Annotated in this window: 19 protein-coding genes and 1 pseudogene; 11 read left to right on the top strand and 9 right to left on the bottom strand. The window is 39.7% G+C overall.

Going from position 1 to position 17721, the window contains the following annotated elements; translation table 11 throughout:
• From HT687_RS11765 to sdaAB, 4 genes are all read right to left on the bottom strand, one after another.
• Positions 1–348: hypothetical protein (locus HT687_RS11765; RefSeq protein ID WP_345890530.1), on the bottom strand; the 348-nt coding region annotated here is incomplete at its 3' end.
• A gap of 49 nt (positions 349–397) precedes the next feature.
• A complete protein-coding gene (locus HT687_RS02675; RefSeq protein ID WP_000200890.1) occupies positions 398–1030 on the bottom strand; it encodes an HAD family hydrolase in 633 nt (210 codons plus the stop codon).
• A gap of 21 nt (positions 1031–1051) precedes the next feature.
• Positions 1052–1924 carry an L-serine ammonia-lyase, iron-sulfur-dependent, subunit alpha gene (gene sdaAA, locus HT687_RS02680; protein ID WP_016398971.1) on the bottom strand — a complete coding sequence of 291 codons (873 nt, stop codon included), beginning with the start codon at positions 1922–1924 and terminating at the stop codon, positions 1052–1054.
• 8 nt (positions 1925–1932) lie between these two features.
• The gene (gene sdaAB / locus HT687_RS02685; protein WP_000838912.1) at positions 1933–2604 is read right to left on the bottom strand and encodes an L-serine ammonia-lyase, iron-sulfur-dependent subunit beta; all 672 of its coding nucleotides are present in this window, start codon (positions 2602–2604) and stop codon (positions 1933–1935) included.
• 241 nt (positions 2605–2845) lie between these two features.
• Between sdaAB and HT687_RS02690 the strand changes: the two genes are divergently transcribed.
• Entirely contained in the window at positions 2846–3469 is a 624-nt protein-coding gene (locus tag HT687_RS02690; protein WP_054393072.1) for a LysM peptidoglycan-binding domain-containing protein, read from the top strand.
• 51 nt (positions 3470–3520) lie between these two features.
• On the opposite strand, the gene HT687_RS02695 is transcribed toward HT687_RS02690, so the two are convergent.
• Entirely contained in the window at positions 3521–4384 is an 864-nt protein-coding gene (locus HT687_RS02695) for a helix-turn-helix transcriptional regulator (protein ID WP_172924074.1), read from the bottom strand.
• Between the two features lie 465 nt (positions 4385–4849).
• Between HT687_RS02695 and HT687_RS02700 the strand changes: the two genes are divergently transcribed.
• From HT687_RS02700 to mnmG, 7 genes are all read left to right on the top strand, one after another.
• Positions 4850–7069 carry a peptidase domain-containing ABC transporter gene (locus HT687_RS02700; protein ID WP_138699722.1) on the top strand — a complete coding sequence of 740 codons (2220 nt, stop codon included), beginning with the start codon at positions 4850–4852 and terminating at the stop codon, positions 7067–7069.
• On the top strand, positions 7062–7529 hold the full coding sequence (locus HT687_RS02705; protein WP_001096141.1) for a hypothetical protein: 468 nt from the start codon (positions 7062–7064) through the stop codon (positions 7527–7529). The genes HT687_RS02700 and HT687_RS02705 overlap by 8 nt, the downstream gene beginning before the upstream one ends.
• Complete coding sequence (locus tag HT687_RS02710; RefSeq protein WP_050259655.1) at positions 7526–8878, top strand: HlyD family efflux transporter periplasmic adaptor subunit; 1353 nt, start codon at positions 7526–7528, stop codon at positions 8876–8878. Before HT687_RS02705 ends, HT687_RS02710 begins: the two co-directional genes overlap by 4 nt.
• A 144-nt stretch (positions 8879–9022) precedes the next feature.
• Positions 9023–9325, top strand: a complete 303-nt coding sequence (locus HT687_RS02715) for a hypothetical protein (RefSeq protein ID WP_054393074.1) — start codon at positions 9023–9025, stop codon at positions 9323–9325.
• 701 nt (positions 9326–10026) lie between these two features.
• Positions 10027–11148: a tRNA 2-thiouridine(34) synthase MnmA gene (gene mnmA, locus HT687_RS02720; protein ID WP_172924075.1), complete on the top strand. Its 1122-nt coding sequence runs from the start codon at positions 10027–10029 to the stop codon at positions 11146–11148.
• A 140-nt stretch (positions 11149–11288) separates the two neighbouring features.
• Complete coding sequence (locus tag HT687_RS02725) at positions 11289–11744, top strand: NUDIX hydrolase (protein WP_023935518.1); 456 nt, start codon at positions 11289–11291, stop codon at positions 11742–11744.
• A gap of 9 nt (positions 11745–11753) precedes the next feature.
• Positions 11754–13667, top strand: a complete 1914-nt coding sequence (mnmG, locus tag HT687_RS02730) for a tRNA uridine-5-carboxymethylaminomethyl(34) synthesis enzyme MnmG (protein WP_023935520.1) — start codon at positions 11754–11756, stop codon at positions 13665–13667.
• Positions 13668–13867: 200 nt separating this feature from the next.
• Here the strand turns inward: mnmG and HT687_RS02735 are convergent, their stop codons facing one another.
• Both HT687_RS02735 and HT687_RS02740 read right to left on the bottom strand, forming a co-directional pair.
• Complete coding sequence (locus tag HT687_RS02735) at positions 13868–15547, bottom strand: ribonuclease J (RefSeq protein ID WP_000331986.1); 1680 nt, start codon at positions 15545–15547, stop codon at positions 13868–13870.
• A 1-nt stretch (position 15548) separates the two neighbouring features.
• Entirely contained in the window at positions 15549–15782 is a 234-nt protein-coding gene (locus HT687_RS02740; protein WP_000639571.1) for a DNA-dependent RNA polymerase subunit epsilon, read from the bottom strand.
• Positions 15783–15966: 184 nt separating this feature from the next.
• Between HT687_RS02740 and HT687_RS02745 the strand changes: the two genes are divergently transcribed.
• The 3 genes and pseudogenes from HT687_RS02745 (at position 15967) to HT687_RS02755 (ending at position 16946) form a co-directional block, all read left to right on the top strand.
• A complete protein-coding gene (locus HT687_RS02745; protein WP_001200005.1) occupies positions 15967–16200 on the top strand; it encodes a hypothetical protein in 234 nt (77 codons plus the stop codon).
• Between the two features lie 83 nt (positions 16201–16283).
• Positions 16284–16377 (top strand): annotated as a pseudogene (locus HT687_RS12305) (phospholipase); the annotation flags it as partial.
• Between the two features lie 353 nt (positions 16378–16730).
• Positions 16731–16946 carry a hypothetical protein gene (locus tag HT687_RS02755; protein WP_023935522.1) on the top strand — a complete coding sequence of 72 codons (216 nt, stop codon included), beginning with the start codon at positions 16731–16733 and terminating at the stop codon, positions 16944–16946.
• Positions 16947–17267: 321 nt separating this feature from the next.
• Here the strand turns inward: HT687_RS02755 and cibB are convergent, their stop codons facing one another.
• Positions 17268–17420 carry a fratricide two-peptide bacteriocin subunit CibB gene (gene cibB / locus HT687_RS02760; protein ID WP_000974046.1) on the bottom strand — a complete coding sequence of 51 codons (153 nt, stop codon included), beginning with the start codon at positions 17418–17420 and terminating at the stop codon, positions 17268–17270.
• A 1-nt stretch (position 17421) separates the two neighbouring features.
• The gene (gene cibA / locus HT687_RS02765; RefSeq protein ID WP_000180803.1) at positions 17422–17607 is read right to left on the bottom strand and encodes a fratricide two-peptide bacteriocin subunit CibA; all 186 of its coding nucleotides are present in this window, start codon (positions 17605–17607) and stop codon (positions 17422–17424) included.
• Between the last annotated feature and the right edge of the window lie 114 nt (positions 17608–17721).

The following is a 17721-nucleotide window of genomic DNA, read 5'->3' on the forward strand; positions in this document are numbered from 1 at the left end:
GTCAGTTCTATCTGCCACCTCAAAACGGTGTTTTGAGCTGACTTCGTCAGTTCTATCTGCCACCTCAAAACGGTGTTTTGAGCTGACTTCGTCAGTTCTATCTGCCACCTCAAAACGGTGTTTTGAGCTGACTTCGTCAGTTCTATCTGCCACCTCAAAACGGTGTTTTGAGCTGACTTCGTCAGTTCTATCTGCCACCTCAAAACGGTGTTTTGAGCTGACTTCGTCAGTTCTATCTGCCACCTCAAAACGGTGTTTTGAGCTGACTTCGTCAGTTCTATCCACAACCTCAAAACAGTGTTTTGAGCAGCCCGCAGCTAGTTTCCTAGTTTGCTCTTTGATTTTCATTGAGTATTACTTCATTTTCTTCTGAAATAGAGTTGTCGCCCAGTCTATGCTATTGAAAATACGCCAAAACTTCTAAGGGTTTGTGAGCGATATAATCAGGTTGATAGTTTAGTAGATCTGCTTGCTCTCCAAATCCCCAAGTGACGGCCAATTTCTGAATACCTGTTTCTCGAGCTCCCAGCATATCAAACTTGGTATCTCCGATGATGATGGCTTGTTCTGGTGCTAGTTGATGTGTCTGTAAGGCTTGGTGAATGACATCTGCCTTATGGGGTGCTTCAGGGCTAGAACCATAAATACCATCAAAGAAATGATGGATTTCCAAGTTTTTGGCCATGTCTTGAGCAGTAGATGTATTCTTTGTCGTGGTGATGTAGAGTGGATAACTGCTCGATAACTCCTCAAGCAAGTCTATAATCTGAGGAAAGAGTTGAGCTTCATAGATGCCTTTTGCCTTATAGTAAGAACGATATATCTGCATGGCTTCAGAAATTTGGTCTTTGGACAGGCAGGTCGCAAAACTACTTTCGAGAGGTGGTCCCATAAAACCACGAATCGTTTTGGCATCAGGGCTAGGCACCCCCAGCTCTTTAAAGGTATAGGTAAAGGCATTGTGAATCCCGATAGAACTATCAACGAGGGTTCCATCCAAATCGAAAAAAATCGCTGTGATAGAGGTCATGGTTTCTCCTATTTGATAAGCTTATTCTCCGAAAATCTCTTTTTGGAGGCGACGACCAGTAGGGGTGGTAGCGAGTCCACCTTCAGCTGTTTCACGAAAGGCAGTTGGCATGCTTGCTCCTACTTGGTACATGGCATCGATCACTTCATCCACAGGGATTTTAGATTCGATACCTGCCAAGGCCATGTCTGCTGCGATGAAAGCAAAGCTAGCTCCCATGGCATTACGTTTGACACAGGGAACTTCGACCAAACCTGCAACAGGGTCACAGATGAGGCCTAGCATATTTTTAATGACAAAGGCAATAGCTTGACTGGCCTGATAAGGTGTTCCACCTGCAGCCAGAGTCAAGGCGGCAGCACTCATAGCAGAGGCTGAACCAACTTCAGCTTGACACCCACCCTCAGCACCTGAGATGGAGGCATTGTTTGCGATGACTAGTCCAAAGGCACCAGCAGCAAAGAGGAAATCCAATTGTTGCTCGTGGCTGAGGTCTAATTTTTCAATAGCAGCAGTGAGAACGGATGGCAGACAGCCAGCACTTCCAGCGGTTGGAGTGGCACAGACCAAGCCCATTTTGGCATTGTGTTCATTGACTGCGATGGCATTTCGGGCAGCCGAGAGAATCGTATAATCTGACAGAGTTTTTCCGTTTTTGATGTAGTGATCCAATTTGGCAGCATCTCCACCTGTCAGGCCACTACGAGATTTATTTTCATTGAGGCCAAGTTGGACAGAGGCTTTCATAACTTCCAGATTGCGTTCCATGAGAAGGAAGACTTCTTCACGTTCGCGACCGGTCAATTCAAACTCTGTTGTAATCATGAGTTCTGCGACATTTCCTTGAAAGTCCAGATCTGCTTGCTCGACCAATTCTTTGATAGAATAAAACATGCTTCCTCCTATTTAAAGAAATTGACATTGTGGAGATGAGGGATTTTTCGAATTTCTTCGATAGCCTCATCACAGTTGCGACTGTCAACTTCGATAATCATAATGGCTTTTTCACCAGCTTTTTCACGAGTGACATTCATCTGGGCGATATTGATACCATAGCGGGAAAGCGCCTCTGTTACAAGAGCAATCATGCCTGGAATATCTTGATGAACGATGATGATAGTCGGTGTATTCATATTGAGAGAGACGGCAAAACCATTGAGTTCGGTTACCTGAATATTTCCTCCACCGATAGAAATACCAGTTACGCTGATGGTCTTGTGAGCATTTTTGACGGTAATTTTAGTGGTGTTTGGATGAGGAGCATTGCTGTCTTTCTGAATGGTCCAGACAATCTTGATACCACGCTTGTGGGCAATCTCCAGACTGTTTGGAATTTCAGGATCATCTGTATCCATGCCTAAAATACCTGCAACAAGGGCTAGGTCTGTTCCGTGACCACGATAGGTCTTGGCAAATGAGTTAAAAAGTTGGAATTCAACTTCTGTCGGAGTATCATCAAAAATGGAAGAGACAATCTTCCCAATACGAACAGCACCAGCGGTATGGCTACTAGATGGGCCAATCATAACTGGTCCGATGATATCAAAGACAGATTGAAAACGAAGTGATTTCATCAGTTTCCCCTTATAAAAATTCTTATCTCTATTATATCAAAGAATGAGGGTCTTGACTTTAATTGTGGATGAAAACCTTTCTAATACCTCAAATAGCATAAAAATAGTATCTTTTATGACAAAAAACACCTTATCTAGGGAAATAAAAAATAATTTTGTAATATTTCTACATAAAAGTGTCAAGAAACGGTAATATTTAAAGGGTATGATAGAACTATAGAAAGAAGGAGAATTTTCGAATATGAAATCAATAACTAAAAAGATTAGAGCAACTCTTGCAGGAGTAGCTGCCTTGTTTGCAGTATTTGCTCCATCATTTGTATCTGCTCAAGAATCATCAACTTACACTGTTAAAGAAGGTGATACACTTTCAGAAATCGCTGAAACTCACAACACAACTGTTGAGAAATTAGCAGAAAACAACCACATTGAAAACATTCATTTGATTTATGTTGGTCAAGAGTTGGTTATTGATGGCCCTGTAGCGCCTGCTTCAACACCAGCGCCAACGACTTATGCAGCTCCAGCAGCTCAAGATGAGGCTGTTTCAGCTACAGTGACAGAAACTACAGAAGTAGCAGAAGAAACTCCAGTAGTAAGTGAAACAGTAGCAGAAGAAACAGTTGCTTCAACTGTCAGCGGATCTGAAGCAGAAGCTAAAGAATGGATCGCTCAAAAAGAATCAGGCGGTAGCTACACAGCTACAAATGGACGTTACATCGGACGTTACCAATTGACAGATTCATACTTGAACGGTGATTACTCAGCTGAAAACCAAGAACGTGTAGCAGATGCCTATGTTGCAGGACGTTACGGTTCATGGACTGCTGCTAAAAACTTCTGGCTTAACAATGGCTGGTATTAAGAACTAACGAACAAATAATATGTAAAGAGTCGAGGAAATCCCTCGGCTTTTTTATCTTTCCTTCGCTTGGTAATAGATCTCTACTTCTTTTTTGAGATGAGACAGTATAGAAGTTTCCTCGGTTAGCTCCAGAAGGGAGAACCCTTTTTGGATAAGTTTCGCATCATCCCTACAAATCCCAATACGGACATAGCAGATAGCCAGCCTATCGTAGCTTTTCTTATTCTTGGCGTCCTCCAGTAAAGTGTAGCAGATTTGCTTACACATGTTTTTATCTTGATTGTATAGATAGAGTGTGGAAAGGTTTAATAGAATTGTCATTCGCAAGTCATATAAATGTTGATAGTTTTTATAGACTTCTAGGCGTTGCAATATTTTTCCAGTGATGAGATGGAGGTATTCAATGGGAAAACTGAAAAGAATGGTATTGAGGATTTTTAGATCACTCTCATACCATGTATCTTGTTTTTCAATTTTTTTCCAAAGTTTTTTGACAACCTGTTCTGCGTGTTTTGATAGTTCCCCTGCCCCGTGTTGACGGAGATAAATAACAACTTCAAGCATATCTCTGATTTCTTCTATAGGGAGATCGTGGTGGGTCTTGAGGTAGTCTTGGCATTTTTGAAATAAATTGACAAGATCGCTGGTCCCGATAATGGAACGCATATTGAGATAGGTTTGCATAATCTCTGTGCGTTGACTTGGTTGATAAAGTTGACAGATATATTCAAACTCTTCAAAACTCATATTGATTTGACGGAGAAGAAATTCCATATTTTCATATTTTGGGGTTGTCTTGCCATTTTCGATTTTTGATAAGCTGGTTCTTGAGAGAACACCCCCACAGACCTCTTCTTGGGTCAGCCCCTTTGACTCACGTATTTCTTTATAGACCTTTCCGAAATCATAACGCATGATTTTCTCCTTTTCGTGAAAAAAGTTAACAAACAATAAAATTTTGTTAAAAATATTGTATCATAGCAATGTAAAAAGTAAAAAAGAAAGTCGAAATAAATTTGTGAAAAAAGTTAACGTAATTTTAAAATGAGCTTAATAAGAGGTATGATGTAGGTAGAAAATAAAGATAGGAGAAAAAGTATGAATAAAAAAATATTTTGTATTCTAGTATGTATTATATCATTGATTAGTCTGGCCATAATCTTTCCATGGGGCTGGCCGATATAATGTAAGGGAGCTTGAGTTGTTAAAGGAGGCTCAGTCCTTGGACAAAAATCTGCTGTACTACAATGCTTGGAAAGATATCAAGAACAAAGAATGATACGGTTGAAAATAAACTAATTCAAGAACTACTGGGCAGTGATTGAGGTTTGGGTGACATCAAAGAAAAGTTAGATGAATTCTAAAGAATTGAGTATTTCTATGTTAAAAAAATATCCTTGTACGATGCAACATGACCAGTCAGATTGTGCTGCGGCAGTTGTTTCAACAGTTCTTTTATCTTACAAAAAGGAACTATCAATCATGAAGATTAGGGAAATTATTGGTACAGACATGTATGGAACGACTGTCAGTGGTATTGTTTCAGGTCTGAATAAGTTGAATTTTACAGTAAAAGCTGTTCGAGTAGCACTGGAAGATTTGACTCCAAAATTAACATTTCCTGCGATTCTTCAAGTTAAGAATGATTTAGGTCAAAATCATTTTGTGGTATTACATAGTATCAAAAGGAATAGTAAATTTTACGTAGCAGACCCTGCTAGTGGCATACGCAAGATGTCAAGTGACGAACTGGGAGAAATTTATCAAGGTATTACTCTTTTTATGGTTCCAAATTCGGATTTTGAAAGAGGGAAACTAAAGGGAAAAGGACTTCTTGATTTATTTGGAAGGTTAATTTTTAATCAAAAAGGATTGATTAGTACAGTCATATTAGCTTCCTTTGTTTTAAGTATCATTGGTATTTTATCGAGTCTCTTTTCAAAAGTTATCATGGACGAGGTGATTCCATATGCTTTAAAAAATAGTCTGTATATGTTTTTGATAGTATTTGGAATAGTGTCGTTCTTACAGACTCTTCTATCTGCATTTCGTCAGCACGTTCTTTTGTTTCTATCTCGAAAAATTGATATACCGGTTTTAATGGGATATTATGACCATATTATTCATCTTCCTTATAGTTTTTTTGGAAGTCGTAGAGTTGGTGATGTTTTAACAAGATTTCAAGATGCGATGACGATAAAGAATGTGTTTACGTCAGTCTCTATTTCATTAGTCATGGATATCACCTTGTCAGTTATTAGTGCGGTTGTCCTTTGGACTATTAATCAATCTTTATTTCTGATATTAGTTTTTATGGTTATTGTTAACATCATTCTTATATACTGTTTTAAAAAGCCTTATAAAAAAATTAATCATGAACAAATGGAAGCAAATGGACTTCTTAATTCACAGTTAATTGAATCTATTCGTAACATTGATACCATTAAGTCTCAGCATGATGAGGAACAACGTTTAAACAAAATTGAAGAAAAATTTGTTCATACTTTAGAAATTGGTTATAAAGAGGGTGTTTTGCAGAATATTCAATCTACAATATCTTCAATGACCTCAACCATGGGTGGGTTATTATTTATGGGAGTGGGCGCATTATTTATCATTGATGGAAAAATGACTATTGGGGACCTCTTGGTTTTTCAGACATTAAGTCAATATTTTACAGAACCTATTCAGAATTTAGTTGGCTTGCAGTTAACCTTTCAAGAGGTACAGGTTGCGGTTAGTCGGCTTCAAGAATTGATGGAAGTAGATCGTGAAGACATTGCCTTGGATTATAGTATTAGAGACTTCACCTTATGTGATGACATTGAATTTAAAGATGTAACATTTGCCTATGGTTCACGCCCTCCTGTTATCAAGGACTTTAATTTGCGAATTAAACAAGGAGAAAAAATAGCTTTTGTTGGAGAAAGCGGAGCAGGAAAAAGTACGCTAGTTCGTTTGTTATTAAGATTTATAAATCCGAGTGAGGGGAAAATTCGTATAGGAGAAAATGACTTATCAGATCTTGACTATGGTAAACTACGTAAGAAAATTTCCTACATTCCTCAGACCATAGAGCTCTTTACAGGGGCAATTATTGATAATCTAAAAATTGGTAATCCTTCTGTTACATATGAGGATATGGTGAGAGTTTGTCGTATTGTTGGTATTCATGATACGATTCAACGTCTTCAAAATCGTTATGGCTCCTTTGTAGAAGAAGGCGGTCAAAATTTCTCGGGTGGAGAGAAACAACGATTGGCTATTGCAAGAGCACTACTGAGTAAAGCTGATTTGTATATATTTGATGAGGCAACCTCTAACTTAGATTCATTTAGTGAACAGATTATTCAGGATTTAATCTTTAATAAAATAATAGATAAGACAACAATTGTAGTAGCCCACAGGCTGTCTACAATTCTTCGATGTGATAAGATATGCTTTTTAGAAAATGGGACTATTGTGGAATATGGGACTCATGAAGAACTAATGGCGAAAAATGGAAAGTATGCTAGAATGGTTGGTTTGCAGAGCGTTCAAGTGAATCAACAAATTCAGTCACAGGCTGTGTTAGATACAGAGGAGGTTACTTATGGCTAAGTTAGAGGTAAAAGATAATAAAAAACTGGTACTAAAGTCAGTTATCTGTAAAAAGTTACATGATACAAAAGTAGAAGATGTAGATCAGGAAATTAATAAATTTCATCAACATTTGCAGTTGTTAAAAGCACAAATTTTTGGTCCATTAATTGTAAAAAGTTGTGGTACTACTATTCATGATGATGGATTAATAACGACTGATTTTGAGTTTTATATTCAAGCTCATAATGCTCAACAGTACAGTAACATTTATGATGTACAGGATTCTATCTCTGTTCCATATTGTTTATATGTTCGTTTTGAAGACAGTCCAGAGTATCTACAGTATGCGTATTCTAAATTGGATCTATATGTCTATGAAAATGATATTCAAACGGATGGGATTGTCTATACAGTTTATGTTAATTCTTCTCCTGAAAAAATGGTAGTAGATATTTTTAGACCAATTGTAAGCCTATGAAATTATATAATAAATCAGAATTACGTTATTCTCGTATTTTCTTTGATAAGAGACCACCAGCTTTTGCGTTTATTCTCATTATTTCAACTGCTATTATCTTAAGCGGTGCATTGGTTGGCGCAGCTTATATACCCAAAAACTATATTGTAAAAGCGAATGGAAATTCAGTTATAACAGGTACAGAGTTCCTATCAGCAATTGGTTCAGGGAAGGTAGTTACTTTACATAAGTCAGAAGGAGATATGGTAAATGCTGGAGATGTCATTATTTCGTTATCAAGTGGACAAGAAGGTTTACAAGCGAGCTCTTTAAATAAACAATTGGAGAAGTTACGTGCAAAAGAAGCTATCTTTCAAAAATTTGAACAATCATTAAATGAGAAATACAATCATTTATCTAATTCTGGTGAAGAACAGGAATATTATGGGAAAGTTGAATACTATCTGTCTCAGTTAAACTCGGAAAATTATAATAATGGTACCCAGTATTCAAAGATTCAGGATGAATATACGAAGTTGAATAAAATAACAGCTGAAAGAAATCAGTTAGATGCCGACTTGCAAGCTCTACAAAATGAATTGCTTCAACTTCAACAGCAAGGAGACTCACCTTCTCTATCAGATACGACATCAGCTGATAACAAAGCTAAGTTAGAAACTAAGATATCGGAAATAACAACAAAAATCGAAGCATTAAAAACAAATATTACTTCTAAGAATAGCGAGATTGATAGTCAACAAAGCAATATTAAGGATATGAACCGTACCTATAATGATCCAACTTCTCAGGCTTATAATATTTATGCTCAATTAGTTAGTGAGTTAGGTACTGCTCGTTCAAACAACAATAAAAGTATTACAGAGCTTGAGGCTAATCTTGGAGTGGCAACAGGTCAAGATAAAGCTCATAGTATATTAGCGCCAAATGAAGGTACTCTGCATTATCTGGTACCTTTGAAACAAGGAATGTCTATTCAGCAGGGGCAAACGATAGCAGAAGTTTCAGGGAAAGAAAAAGGTTACTATGTAGAAGCTTTTGTACTTGCGAGTGATATTTCTCGTGTTTCGAAAGGAGCAAAAGCTGATGTTGCTATTACTGGTGTAAATAGTCAAAAATATGGAACACTAAAGGGACAAGTCAGACAGATTGATTCAGGAACAATTTCCCAAGAAACGAAAGAAGGCAATATTAGTCTTTATAAAGTCATGATAGAATTAGAAACCTTAACTCTAAAACATGGAAGTGAGACAGTCGTCCTCCAAAAGGATATGCCAGTTGAAGTGCGGATTGTCTATGATAAAGAAACCTATCTTGATTGGATTTTAGAAATGTTAAGTTTCAAGCAATAATTGGTTTTAAACCTTAGGTAACCTATAAAAACAAATAAGGTAGAGAAAGGATATCTTATCTAGGTAGCTAAGTGATAGAAACACAGACGACGATTACTTGTTAGGAAACCATCCTAACCATGCTTAATAAAAAGGAGAAAACAAATGGAACTTGTATTACCAAATAATTATGTTGTGATTGATGAAGAAGAGATGATGTATCTTGATGGTGAAGGGTGGCTTGCCTTGCTTTGTGGAGGTGTAGGTGGTGTCGCAGGCGGAATAGCAGGAGCTATAACTGGTGCGGCAGCTGGTGCAGCACTAGGGACAATAACCTTACCAGTTATTGGTACAGTTAGCTATGCATTCATTTTAGCTACTTGTGGTGCAGCAACAGGTTATATGTCAGGCTATATTACCGGCTATAATTTCGGTAGGATATTGGAAAGTAATTTAGGCTGGGACTAGTTATGAAAGATAAAAAAGTACAACTATTTGCGACTATAGTATTTATTATAAATCTATTATTAGCTATCGTGAGTTCATTTGATACTATTATTTTTAAGCATGTTTTCCTTATAGTTAGCTATCTGGCAATCATGCTTGCCTTTCTTATCTATATTATTGTTAAATACATTCAATCACGGAATAATGGAAGGTAAGTATAGGATATTTTATGTGCCTATTCAATCATGGGCCTCTTTATCGATTACCATTTCATTTTCGGCTTAGAAAAGAAAGGACAAGGTTAAAACAATTTCTTCAATAAAGGAGTCAAGATTGGCTCCTTTTCTTGTCTTCTCTATCTAAGCATGTTATAATGAAAACTGCTCAAGCGACCTTCAATCGTGAAGCACACACGACCTTCAATCGTGAACTAGTCATTTCGTTTATCTTTTATTACGTCGTTAACTCGAAATGAGATGCAAGCTGAGCTTGTCTGATTTATAACCTCAATCAGTCTCCCAGACTGATTGAGCGAACTCAAGTTATGCCTGCGACTCGTTGCCTATCATATTTTCATTTTAAGATGATAGGCTAAAATGGTCTCCCAGACCATTTTACTACTAAAAGCAAACGAAAAGACTATACTCGAAGAAATTCTATTGAAAGTCATAGTAAATAGAATTTTGAGGGGTATAAATAAACGAATAGATGGGAGACTTACCATGAGTGATAACTCTAAAACACGTGTTGTCGTGGGGATGAGTGGTGGTGTTGATTCGTCGGTGACGGCTCTTCTTCTCAAGGAGCAGGGCTACGATGTGATCGGTATCTTCATGAAGAACTGGGATGACACAGATGAAAACGGAGTCTGTACGGCGACCGAAGATTATAAGGATGTGGCTGCGGTAGCAGACCAGATTGGCATTCCCTACTACTCTGTCAATTTTGAAAAAGAGTACTGGGACCGCGTTTTTGAGTATTTCCTAGCGGAATACCGTGCAGGACGCACGCCAAATCCAGATGTTATGTGCAACAAGGAAATCAAGTTCAAGGCCTTTTTGGACTATGCCATGACCTTGGAGGCAGACTATGTAGCGACTGGGCATTATGCCCGAGTGGCGCGTGATGAAGATGGTACTGTTCATATGCTTCGTGGCGTGGACAATGGCAAGGATCAGACTTATTTCCTCAGCCAACTGTCGCAAGAACAACTTCAAAAAACTATGTTCCCACTGGGACATTTGGAAAAGCCGGAAGTGCGAGAACTAGCAGAAAAAGCAGGCCTTGCGACTGCTAAGAAGAAAGACTCGACAGGGATTTGCTTTATCGGAGAAAAGAACTTTAAAAACTTTCTCAGCAACTATCTGCCAGCTCAGCCTGGTCGCATGATGACTGTGGATGGACGTGATATGGGCGAGCATGCAGGCCTTATGTACTATACGATTGGTCAGCGTGGCGGACTCGGTATCGGTGGGCAACACGGTGGTGACAATGCCCCTTGGTTCGTTGTTGGAAAAGACTTAAGCAAGAATATTCTCTATGTAGGACAAGGCTTCTACCATGACTCGCTCATGTCAACTAGCCTTGAGGCCAGTCAGGTTCACTTTACTCGTGACATGCCAGAGGAGTTTACGCTCGAATGTACGGCCAAATTCCGCTATCGTCAGCCTGATTCTAAGGTGACAGTACATGTTAAAGGAGACAAGGCAGAGGTCATCTTTGCGGAACCGCAACGCGCTATCACACCAGGACAGGCAGTTGTCTTTTACGATGGCGAAGAGTGTCTCGGTGGTGGTTTGATTGACAATGCTTACCGTGATGGACAAGTTTGTCAGTACATTTAGATTGACAAATTTTCTCAATTTGCTACAATAATAAAAGCAATAGAAATGATGGTCAAAGCTCATGGATGTTGCAGGCTTTTTTGTCCTGCACTTCTTTGGAGTTTTGACTGTTTTTGTGTCGTTTAGAGGAAAGGACAAAAATGACTCAACAAGACTTTCGGACAAAAGTGGGAAATACGGTTTTTGGTGTTCGGGCGACAGCCTTGATTCTCCAAAATCGCAAGTTTCTAGTCACCAGAGACAAGGGCAAGTATTATACTATTGGCGGTGCGATTCAAGTCAATGAAAGCACGGAAGACGCGGTAGTCCGTGAAGTGAGGGAAGAATTAGGTGTCCGAGCTCACGCTGGGCAACTAGCTTTCGTGGTTGAAAATCGTTTTGAACAGGACGGTGTTTCCTATCACAATATCGAGTTTCATTATTTGGTGAACTTACTTGAGGACGCCCCATTGACCATGCAGGAAGATGAGAAAAGGCAGCCTTGTGAGTGGATTGACTTGGATCAGCTCCAGAATATCCAGCTAGTTCCAGCCTTTTTGAAAACAGCCCTACCAACTTGGGACGGCCAACTGCGACACATTCATCTTGAGGAATAGGAGAGAAACATGACTTATAATTTTACTGAAGAATACGATATTATTGTAATCGGTGCGGGACACGCTGGGGTCGAGGCTTCCTTAGCTGCCAGCCGTATGGGTTGTAAGGTCTTGCTTGCGACCATCAACATTGAAATGCTGGCTTTCATGCCTTGTAATCCCTCTATCGGTGGTTCTGCCAAGGGGATTGTCGTGCGTGAAGTTGATGCACTTGGTGGCGAAATGGCCAAAACCATTGATAAGACTTACATCCAGATGAAGATGCTCAACACAGGGAAAGGACCAGCCGTTCGTGCCCTTCGTGCGCAGGCTGACAAGGAACTATACTCTAAGGAGATGCGCAAGACAGTTGAAAATCAAGAGAATCTCACCCTTCGTCAAACCATGATTGATGAGATTTTGGTGGAAGATGGCAAGGTTGTCGGTGTGCGTACAGCGACCCATCAAGAGTATGCTGCCAAAGCTGTTATCGTGACGACAGGGACTGCCCTCCGTGGGGAAATTATCATCGGAGACCTCAAGTACTCATCAGGTCCTAACCACAGCCTAGCATCTATTAACCTTGCTGACAATCTCAAGGAATTGGGACTTGAAATTGGTCGTTTCAAGACAGGAACCCCTCCACGTGTCAAGGCTTCTTCTATCAACTACGATGTGACAGAGATTCAGCCAGGAGACGAAGCGCCTAATCACTTCTCATACACTTCACGTGATGAGGATTATGTCAAAGATCAAGTGCCATGCTGGTTGACCTATACCAATGGTACCAGTCATGAGATTATCCAAAATAACCTCCACCGTGCGCCTATGTTTACAGGTGTGGTCAAGGGAGTGGGCCCTCGTTACTGTCCGTCGATTGAGGACAAGATTGTGCGCTTTGCAGACAAGGAACGCCACCAACTTTTCCTAGAGCCAGAAGGGCGCAATACAGAGGAAGTCTATGTCCAAGGCCTCTCAACCAGTTTACCTGAAGATGTGCAACGTGAGCTGGTTCATTCTATCAAAGGTTTGGAAAATGCAGAGATGATGCGAACAGGTTATGCCATCGAGTACGATATGGTCTTGCCACACCAGTTGCGTGCGACTCTGGAAACCAAGAAAATCTCCGGACTTTTCACTGCTGGTCAGACTAATGGAACGTCAGGTTATGAAGAGGCAGCAGGCCAAGGGATTATCGCTGGGATCAATGCGGCTCTGAAAATCCAAGGTAAACCTGAGTTGATTTTGAAGCGCAGTGACGGTTATATCGGGGTGATGATTGATGACTTGGTGACCAAGGGAACGATTGAGCCTTATCGCCTTTTGACCAGTCGTGCTGAATACCGCCTCATTCTCCGCCATGACAATGCTGATATGCGTTTGACTGAGATGGGCCGTGAGATTGGTCTTGTGGATGATGAACGCTGGACTCGCTTTGAAATCAAGAAAAATCAATTTGAAAATGAGATGAAACGCCTAGACAGCATCAAACTCAAGCCAGTCAAGGAAACCAATGCCAAGGTTGAGGAGATGGGCTTCAAGCCGTTGACAGATGCAGTGACAGCCAAGGAGTTCCTTCGCCGTCCAGAAGTTTCTTACCAAGATGTGGTGGCCTTCATCGGACCAGCTGCAGAGGACTTGGATGACAAGATTATCGAATTGATTGAAACAGAAATCAAGTACGAAGGCTATATTTCCAAAGCCATGGACCAGGTTGCTAAGATGAAACGTATGGAAGAAAAACGCATTCCAGCCAATATTGATTGGGATGACATTGACTCTATCGCGACAGAAGCCCGTCAGAAGTTCAAACTCATCAATCCAGAAACCATCGGCCAAGCCAGCCGTATTTCGGGAGTAAATCCAGCAGACATTTCTATTTTGATGGTGTATTTGGAAGGTAAAAATCGTAGTATTTCTAAAACTCTTCAAAAATCAAAATGATACGTCGTCGGCTTCTTACGAATGAGTTCAAAGCTTGGATTTGATTCATCTCCAGCCTCTCATAGTTCTCCGAACTATGAGAGCTAACTCAAGTTATGCTTTCGCCTAGCCTTCTAGTCTGATTTCGATTTTTATTGAGTTTTAATCTCAAAAGAAAGCATAGAGAAAAACAGCTCCGAAAATCGGGGCTGTTTTATGATTTATTCTTCATCTGGTGTGAGGATCATCGGGATGATAATCGGTTCACGTTCGGTATTTTCATAGAGGAAGGGGCGAATAGCGTTGACAATGGCACCATTGACAGATTGCACGCTAGCATCCTTGTTTTTCAGTGCGATACGAATGGCATTGAAGAGGATACGCTGGCTTTGGCGAATCAGGTCGCCAGACTCTCTCATGTAGACAAAGCCTCGGCTGAGGATGTCTGGACCAGATAGAATCATCTGCGACTTGAAGTCAACAGTTGCGACTGCTAAAACGACACCGTCTTCAGATAGATCACGACGGTCTTTGAGGACAGCTGCGCCGATTTCACCGATACGATTTCCATCGACATAGATGTCTTGGGCGTTGAAATGACCTGCAATACGAGCTGAGTCAGCAGTAAGGGCAAGCACATCACCATTACTCATGATAAAGATATTGTCCTTCTCAACACCAGTATCCACTGCTAGTCCAGCATGGACTTTTTGCATGCGGTATTCACCGTGGACAGGCATGAAGTATTTTGGCTTAATCAAGCGGAGCATGAGTTTTTGCTCTTGCTGGCCACCGTGTCCAGATGTATGGATATTGTTCACTTTACCGTGGATAACTTCGACACCAGCTTCAGAAATGATGTTAATCAGCTTGTTGACGCTAGTCGTATTTCCAGGGATTGGGCTTGAAGAGAAGATAACGGTATCACCGGGTTGGAGTTGCACCTGACGGTGGGTTCCGTTGGCGATACGAGAGAGGGCTGCCATCGGCTCACCCTGACTACCTGTACAGAGGATGAGAACTTCGCCTGCAGGGTAATCTTTGATTTCATTTGGCTCGATAAAGGTTCCCTTAGGAGCTTTGATGTAGCCAAGCTCAATTCCGTTGACAATGGCTTTTTCCATAGAACGACCAAAGACCGCAATCTTACGTCCAGTCTTAACAGCGGCTTCTGTTGCTTGTTGGAGACGAAAGATATTTGAGGCAAAGGATGCAAAGATGATACGTCCTTCAATGCCTTGGATAATCTTCATGATGGACTGACCAACGACTTTTTCAGAGTTGGTAAAGGTTGGCACTTCCGCATTTGTTGAGTCAGACAGAAGACAAAGCACGCCTTCTTCACCAAGGGCAGCCATACGATGCAAGTCTGCAGGTTCTCCAACTGGAGTAAAGTCGAACTTGAAGTCACCCGTACAGACGATTTTTCCTTGAGGAGTATGAATGACAATTCCCAAAGGCTCTGGAATAGAGTGAGTCGTTCTAAAGAAAGTTGCCTTGAGATTTTTAAAGGTCAACTCAGTGTTGTGGTTGATTTCGTAAAGTTTGGCGTTGCGCAAGAGGCCGTGTTCTTCGAGCTTCCCACGGATCAAAGCCAAGGCAAGTGGTCCAGCATAGATAGGGACATTTGCTTGCTTTAGCAGGAAAGGAATCCCACCGATGTGGTCCTCGTGTCCGTGTGTAATCAAAACAGCCTTGACGCGGTCGATATTGTCCACGATGTAAGAGTAGTCAGGAATGACATAGTCGATACCCAGCAAGTCATCTTCTGGGAATTTAATCCCAGCATCGACGATGATAATCTCATCTTGGTATTCAATCCCGTATGTGTTTTTCCCGATTTCTCCCAGACCACCGATGGCAAAAACGCCGACTTCTTCAGGTTTAAGAGTATAGGCCATATTAGAACTCCGTGATTTCGAAGGCGCCAGTTTCTTTTTCGTAATCTAGCAATTTGTCAGACAAGAGTTCGATATACTCGATATTGTACTCTGGGCGATTTTCTTCGACAAGTTGGCGAGCAGCGATACGGCCCTCAAGTTCTGAGTTGGCATCGATGTCTAGGTATAGTGCGCGTGTTGTTTCACGACGTGGGCTACGTTCTTTTGTTTCTTGATAAAAAACTTTGTAAATCATATAGTTCCTTTCTATTTTACAGGTCAGCTTATTCCAAACTTTTAGCATAGATTTGCTTGATTTCATTCCATTTTGTGTCTAGATTGACCTTGATTCGTTACAATTATTTCAATTATACCACAAAATGAAAAATTAGTAAAAGACGGAAACGAGAAAGTCATGGGACGATTTCTTTGGTAAACGCTTGCAATATCAAAAAGTATATGCTATAATAATAGAAAGAAATAGTATAAGCTGGAAAGGAAATAATTCGGAAACTATATTGTTTAGTGCTATTGATATTATGTTTAACTTTATAGATACTTCTGAATTGGATAAAGTTACCGAATTGAATGAACATGCTTTCCCTGTAGTTAGATTAGATAAAGCAGAGGAGCTTGGTTTAGATAATGAAGCTTTGGAGGTAGGCGTGTTTTAAACGAAATCGTAACGGATATAGAGACTAACGGAGAGTCAACTGATTTGGCTAGAATGGATCGCTCTCTTTTTCCTATAGGCTCTTATGGTAATTATTGTGGTTATGGGAAATAATGGATATTCTATTCCAGCTATTGATGATTTAGATATGGCTTGTTTCTATCATGATAAGTGTTTTAAGGGATTTTTAGCAGATAATAGAAGTTGCAATGCCGCATTCCTAATAAGATTATCTCCTATTGTAGCAAATAATGCTTGGAATACAACTAAAGGAGCATATGCAAGAGCAGCTGTGGTTCTATTTTCTAGATTCGTATAAGACCAAGTTTTTGTAAAATATGAGTTGTTACGTAAAAGTGTTGATATGAGTATTGGTGTCTATGAACAGAATCTTATTTTATAAGTTTTAACTTATCTTTTAAGGTTTCTGTTTATAGGCACTTGTAGATGTGTTTATGCCACTGAAATTAGATGCATATGCAATATTTCACTTTACTTATTAAGATAAATTTAAACTAAGGAGGTTGCTCTATGTATAACTTATTTGCTTTTGCTATCGGAGCTCGCTTGGTAGCTTTTATTGTTTTTGTTGCTTGCGTTTATGGAGGGAATCTTCTATTTGCCAAACTGGAACGACGACAAACCAAGTTCTTGTGGAAAATTACCTTTGTGACTCTCTACTCGCTTTTTCTCCTCCTTGTAACCTATGTCGTTTGGTTTGTATTTTACTTTGGATTAAATGCTTAGATGCCCCGCTTATGCTGGGGCTTTTTGTTTGGTGGCAAAAGATAGTAAATTTATGACACGAAAATTCCACCCCATCTATCAAGATGAGGTGGTCTTTGCATTTTTCTAAAATGACATGACAATGGAATTTTCAGAGCTTATTATTTTTATGGGAGTCATTGTTCTGCTCAAAAATAGAGTTGAAGCATAAAAATAAAACAATACAAACAGATAGATCAATTGGTAAAGGGATAGTAGTCATGTTTAAATCATTGAGAATGCTGAGCAAACTGTAAGAGATGAAGACAATAAAATTTATCCTTCTAAAAATGTGTTTCTTATCTAGCATGACTTACCAAACTTTTTACGAAGGTCTTTTCCAATGGTATAACCTGCCATAAATAAAGCGATACCAACACCTACACCAAAGCCACCCTTTATTTCTTGCAATTCCTTAGTAGAAATTTCACAATAGTTGTTCAAATCTTTCATCATATTAATCTCCTCCTAAAAAATAACCAGCTGCCAAACCAGAACCTATAAGTGCTGTTCCACCTGCAATAGCTTTCCAAGATACTGCTACTCCAAAGATAACCAAGGGAGCGAGACCGCCATCAATATCTGATAATTCATTTTCAGATAAGGATAAAAATTGATTGTCAAGAATGTCAAAATTTGTCATTGAACTTTCCTCCTTTTTTCTTATTCACTTTTATATTCGGAAAAGAAAAGGAAAAGTGAACATTTTTTTAAATTATTTTTAGTTAAGTGAGGGCATTTTTGTTTGGGGATAAAG

It is taken from the genome of Streptococcus sp. 1449 (assembly GCF_013276805.1).
Taxonomy (GTDB): domain Bacteria; phylum Bacillota; class Bacilli; order Lactobacillales; family Streptococcaceae; genus Streptococcus; species Streptococcus pseudopneumoniae.

Coding starts and splice junctions, on each gene's coding strand:
- HT687_RS02675 (WP_000200890.1), bottom strand. CDS start 1,030: ATGACCTCTATCACAGCGATTTTTTTCGATTTGGATGGAACCCTCGTT.
- sdaAA (WP_016398971.1), bottom strand. CDS start 1,924: ATGTTTTATTCTATCAAAGAATTGGTCGAGCAAGCAGATCTGGACTTT.
- sdaAB (WP_000838912.1), bottom strand. CDS start 2,604: ATGAAATCACTTCGTTTTCAATCTGTCTTTGATATCATCGGACCAGTT.
- HT687_RS02690 (WP_054393072.1), top strand. CDS start 2,846: ATGAAATCAATAACTAAAAAGATTAGAGCAACTCTTGCAGGAGTAGCT.
- HT687_RS02695 (WP_172924074.1), bottom strand. CDS start 4,384: ATGCGTTATGATTTCGGAAAGGTCTATAAAGAAATACGTGAGTCAAAG.
- HT687_RS02700 (WP_138699722.1), top strand. CDS start 4,850: ATGTTAAAAAAATATCCTTGTACGATGCAACATGACCAGTCAGATTGT.
- HT687_RS02705 (WP_001096141.1), top strand. CDS start 7,062: ATGGCTAAGTTAGAGGTAAAAGATAATAAAAAACTGGTACTAAAGTCA.
- HT687_RS02710 (WP_050259655.1), top strand. CDS start 7,526: ATGAAATTATATAATAAATCAGAATTACGTTATTCTCGTATTTTCTTT.
- HT687_RS02715 (WP_054393074.1), top strand. CDS start 9,023: ATGGAACTTGTATTACCAAATAATTATGTTGTGATTGATGAAGAAGAG.
- mnmA (WP_172924075.1), top strand. CDS start 10,027: ATGAGTGATAACTCTAAAACACGTGTTGTCGTGGGGATGAGTGGTGGT.
- HT687_RS02725 (WP_023935518.1), top strand. CDS start 11,289: ATGACTCAACAAGACTTTCGGACAAAAGTGGGAAATACGGTTTTTGGT.
- mnmG (WP_023935520.1), top strand. CDS start 11,754: ATGACTTATAATTTTACTGAAGAATACGATATTATTGTAATCGGTGCG.
- HT687_RS02735 (WP_000331986.1), bottom strand. CDS start 15,547: ATGGCCTATACTCTTAAACCTGAAGAAGTCGGCGTTTTTGCCATCGGT.
- HT687_RS02740 (WP_000639571.1), bottom strand. CDS start 15,782: ATGATTTACAAAGTTTTTTATCAAGAAACAAAAGAACGTAGCCCACGT.
- HT687_RS02755 (WP_023935522.1), top strand. CDS start 16,731: ATGTATAACTTATTTGCTTTTGCTATCGGAGCTCGCTTGGTAGCTTTT.
- cibB (WP_000974046.1), bottom strand. CDS start 17,420: ATGATGAAAGATTTGAACAACTATTGTGAAATTTCTACTAAGGAATTG.
- cibA (WP_000180803.1), bottom strand. CDS start 17,607: ATGACAAATTTTGACATTCTTGACAATCAATTTTTATCCTTATCTGAA.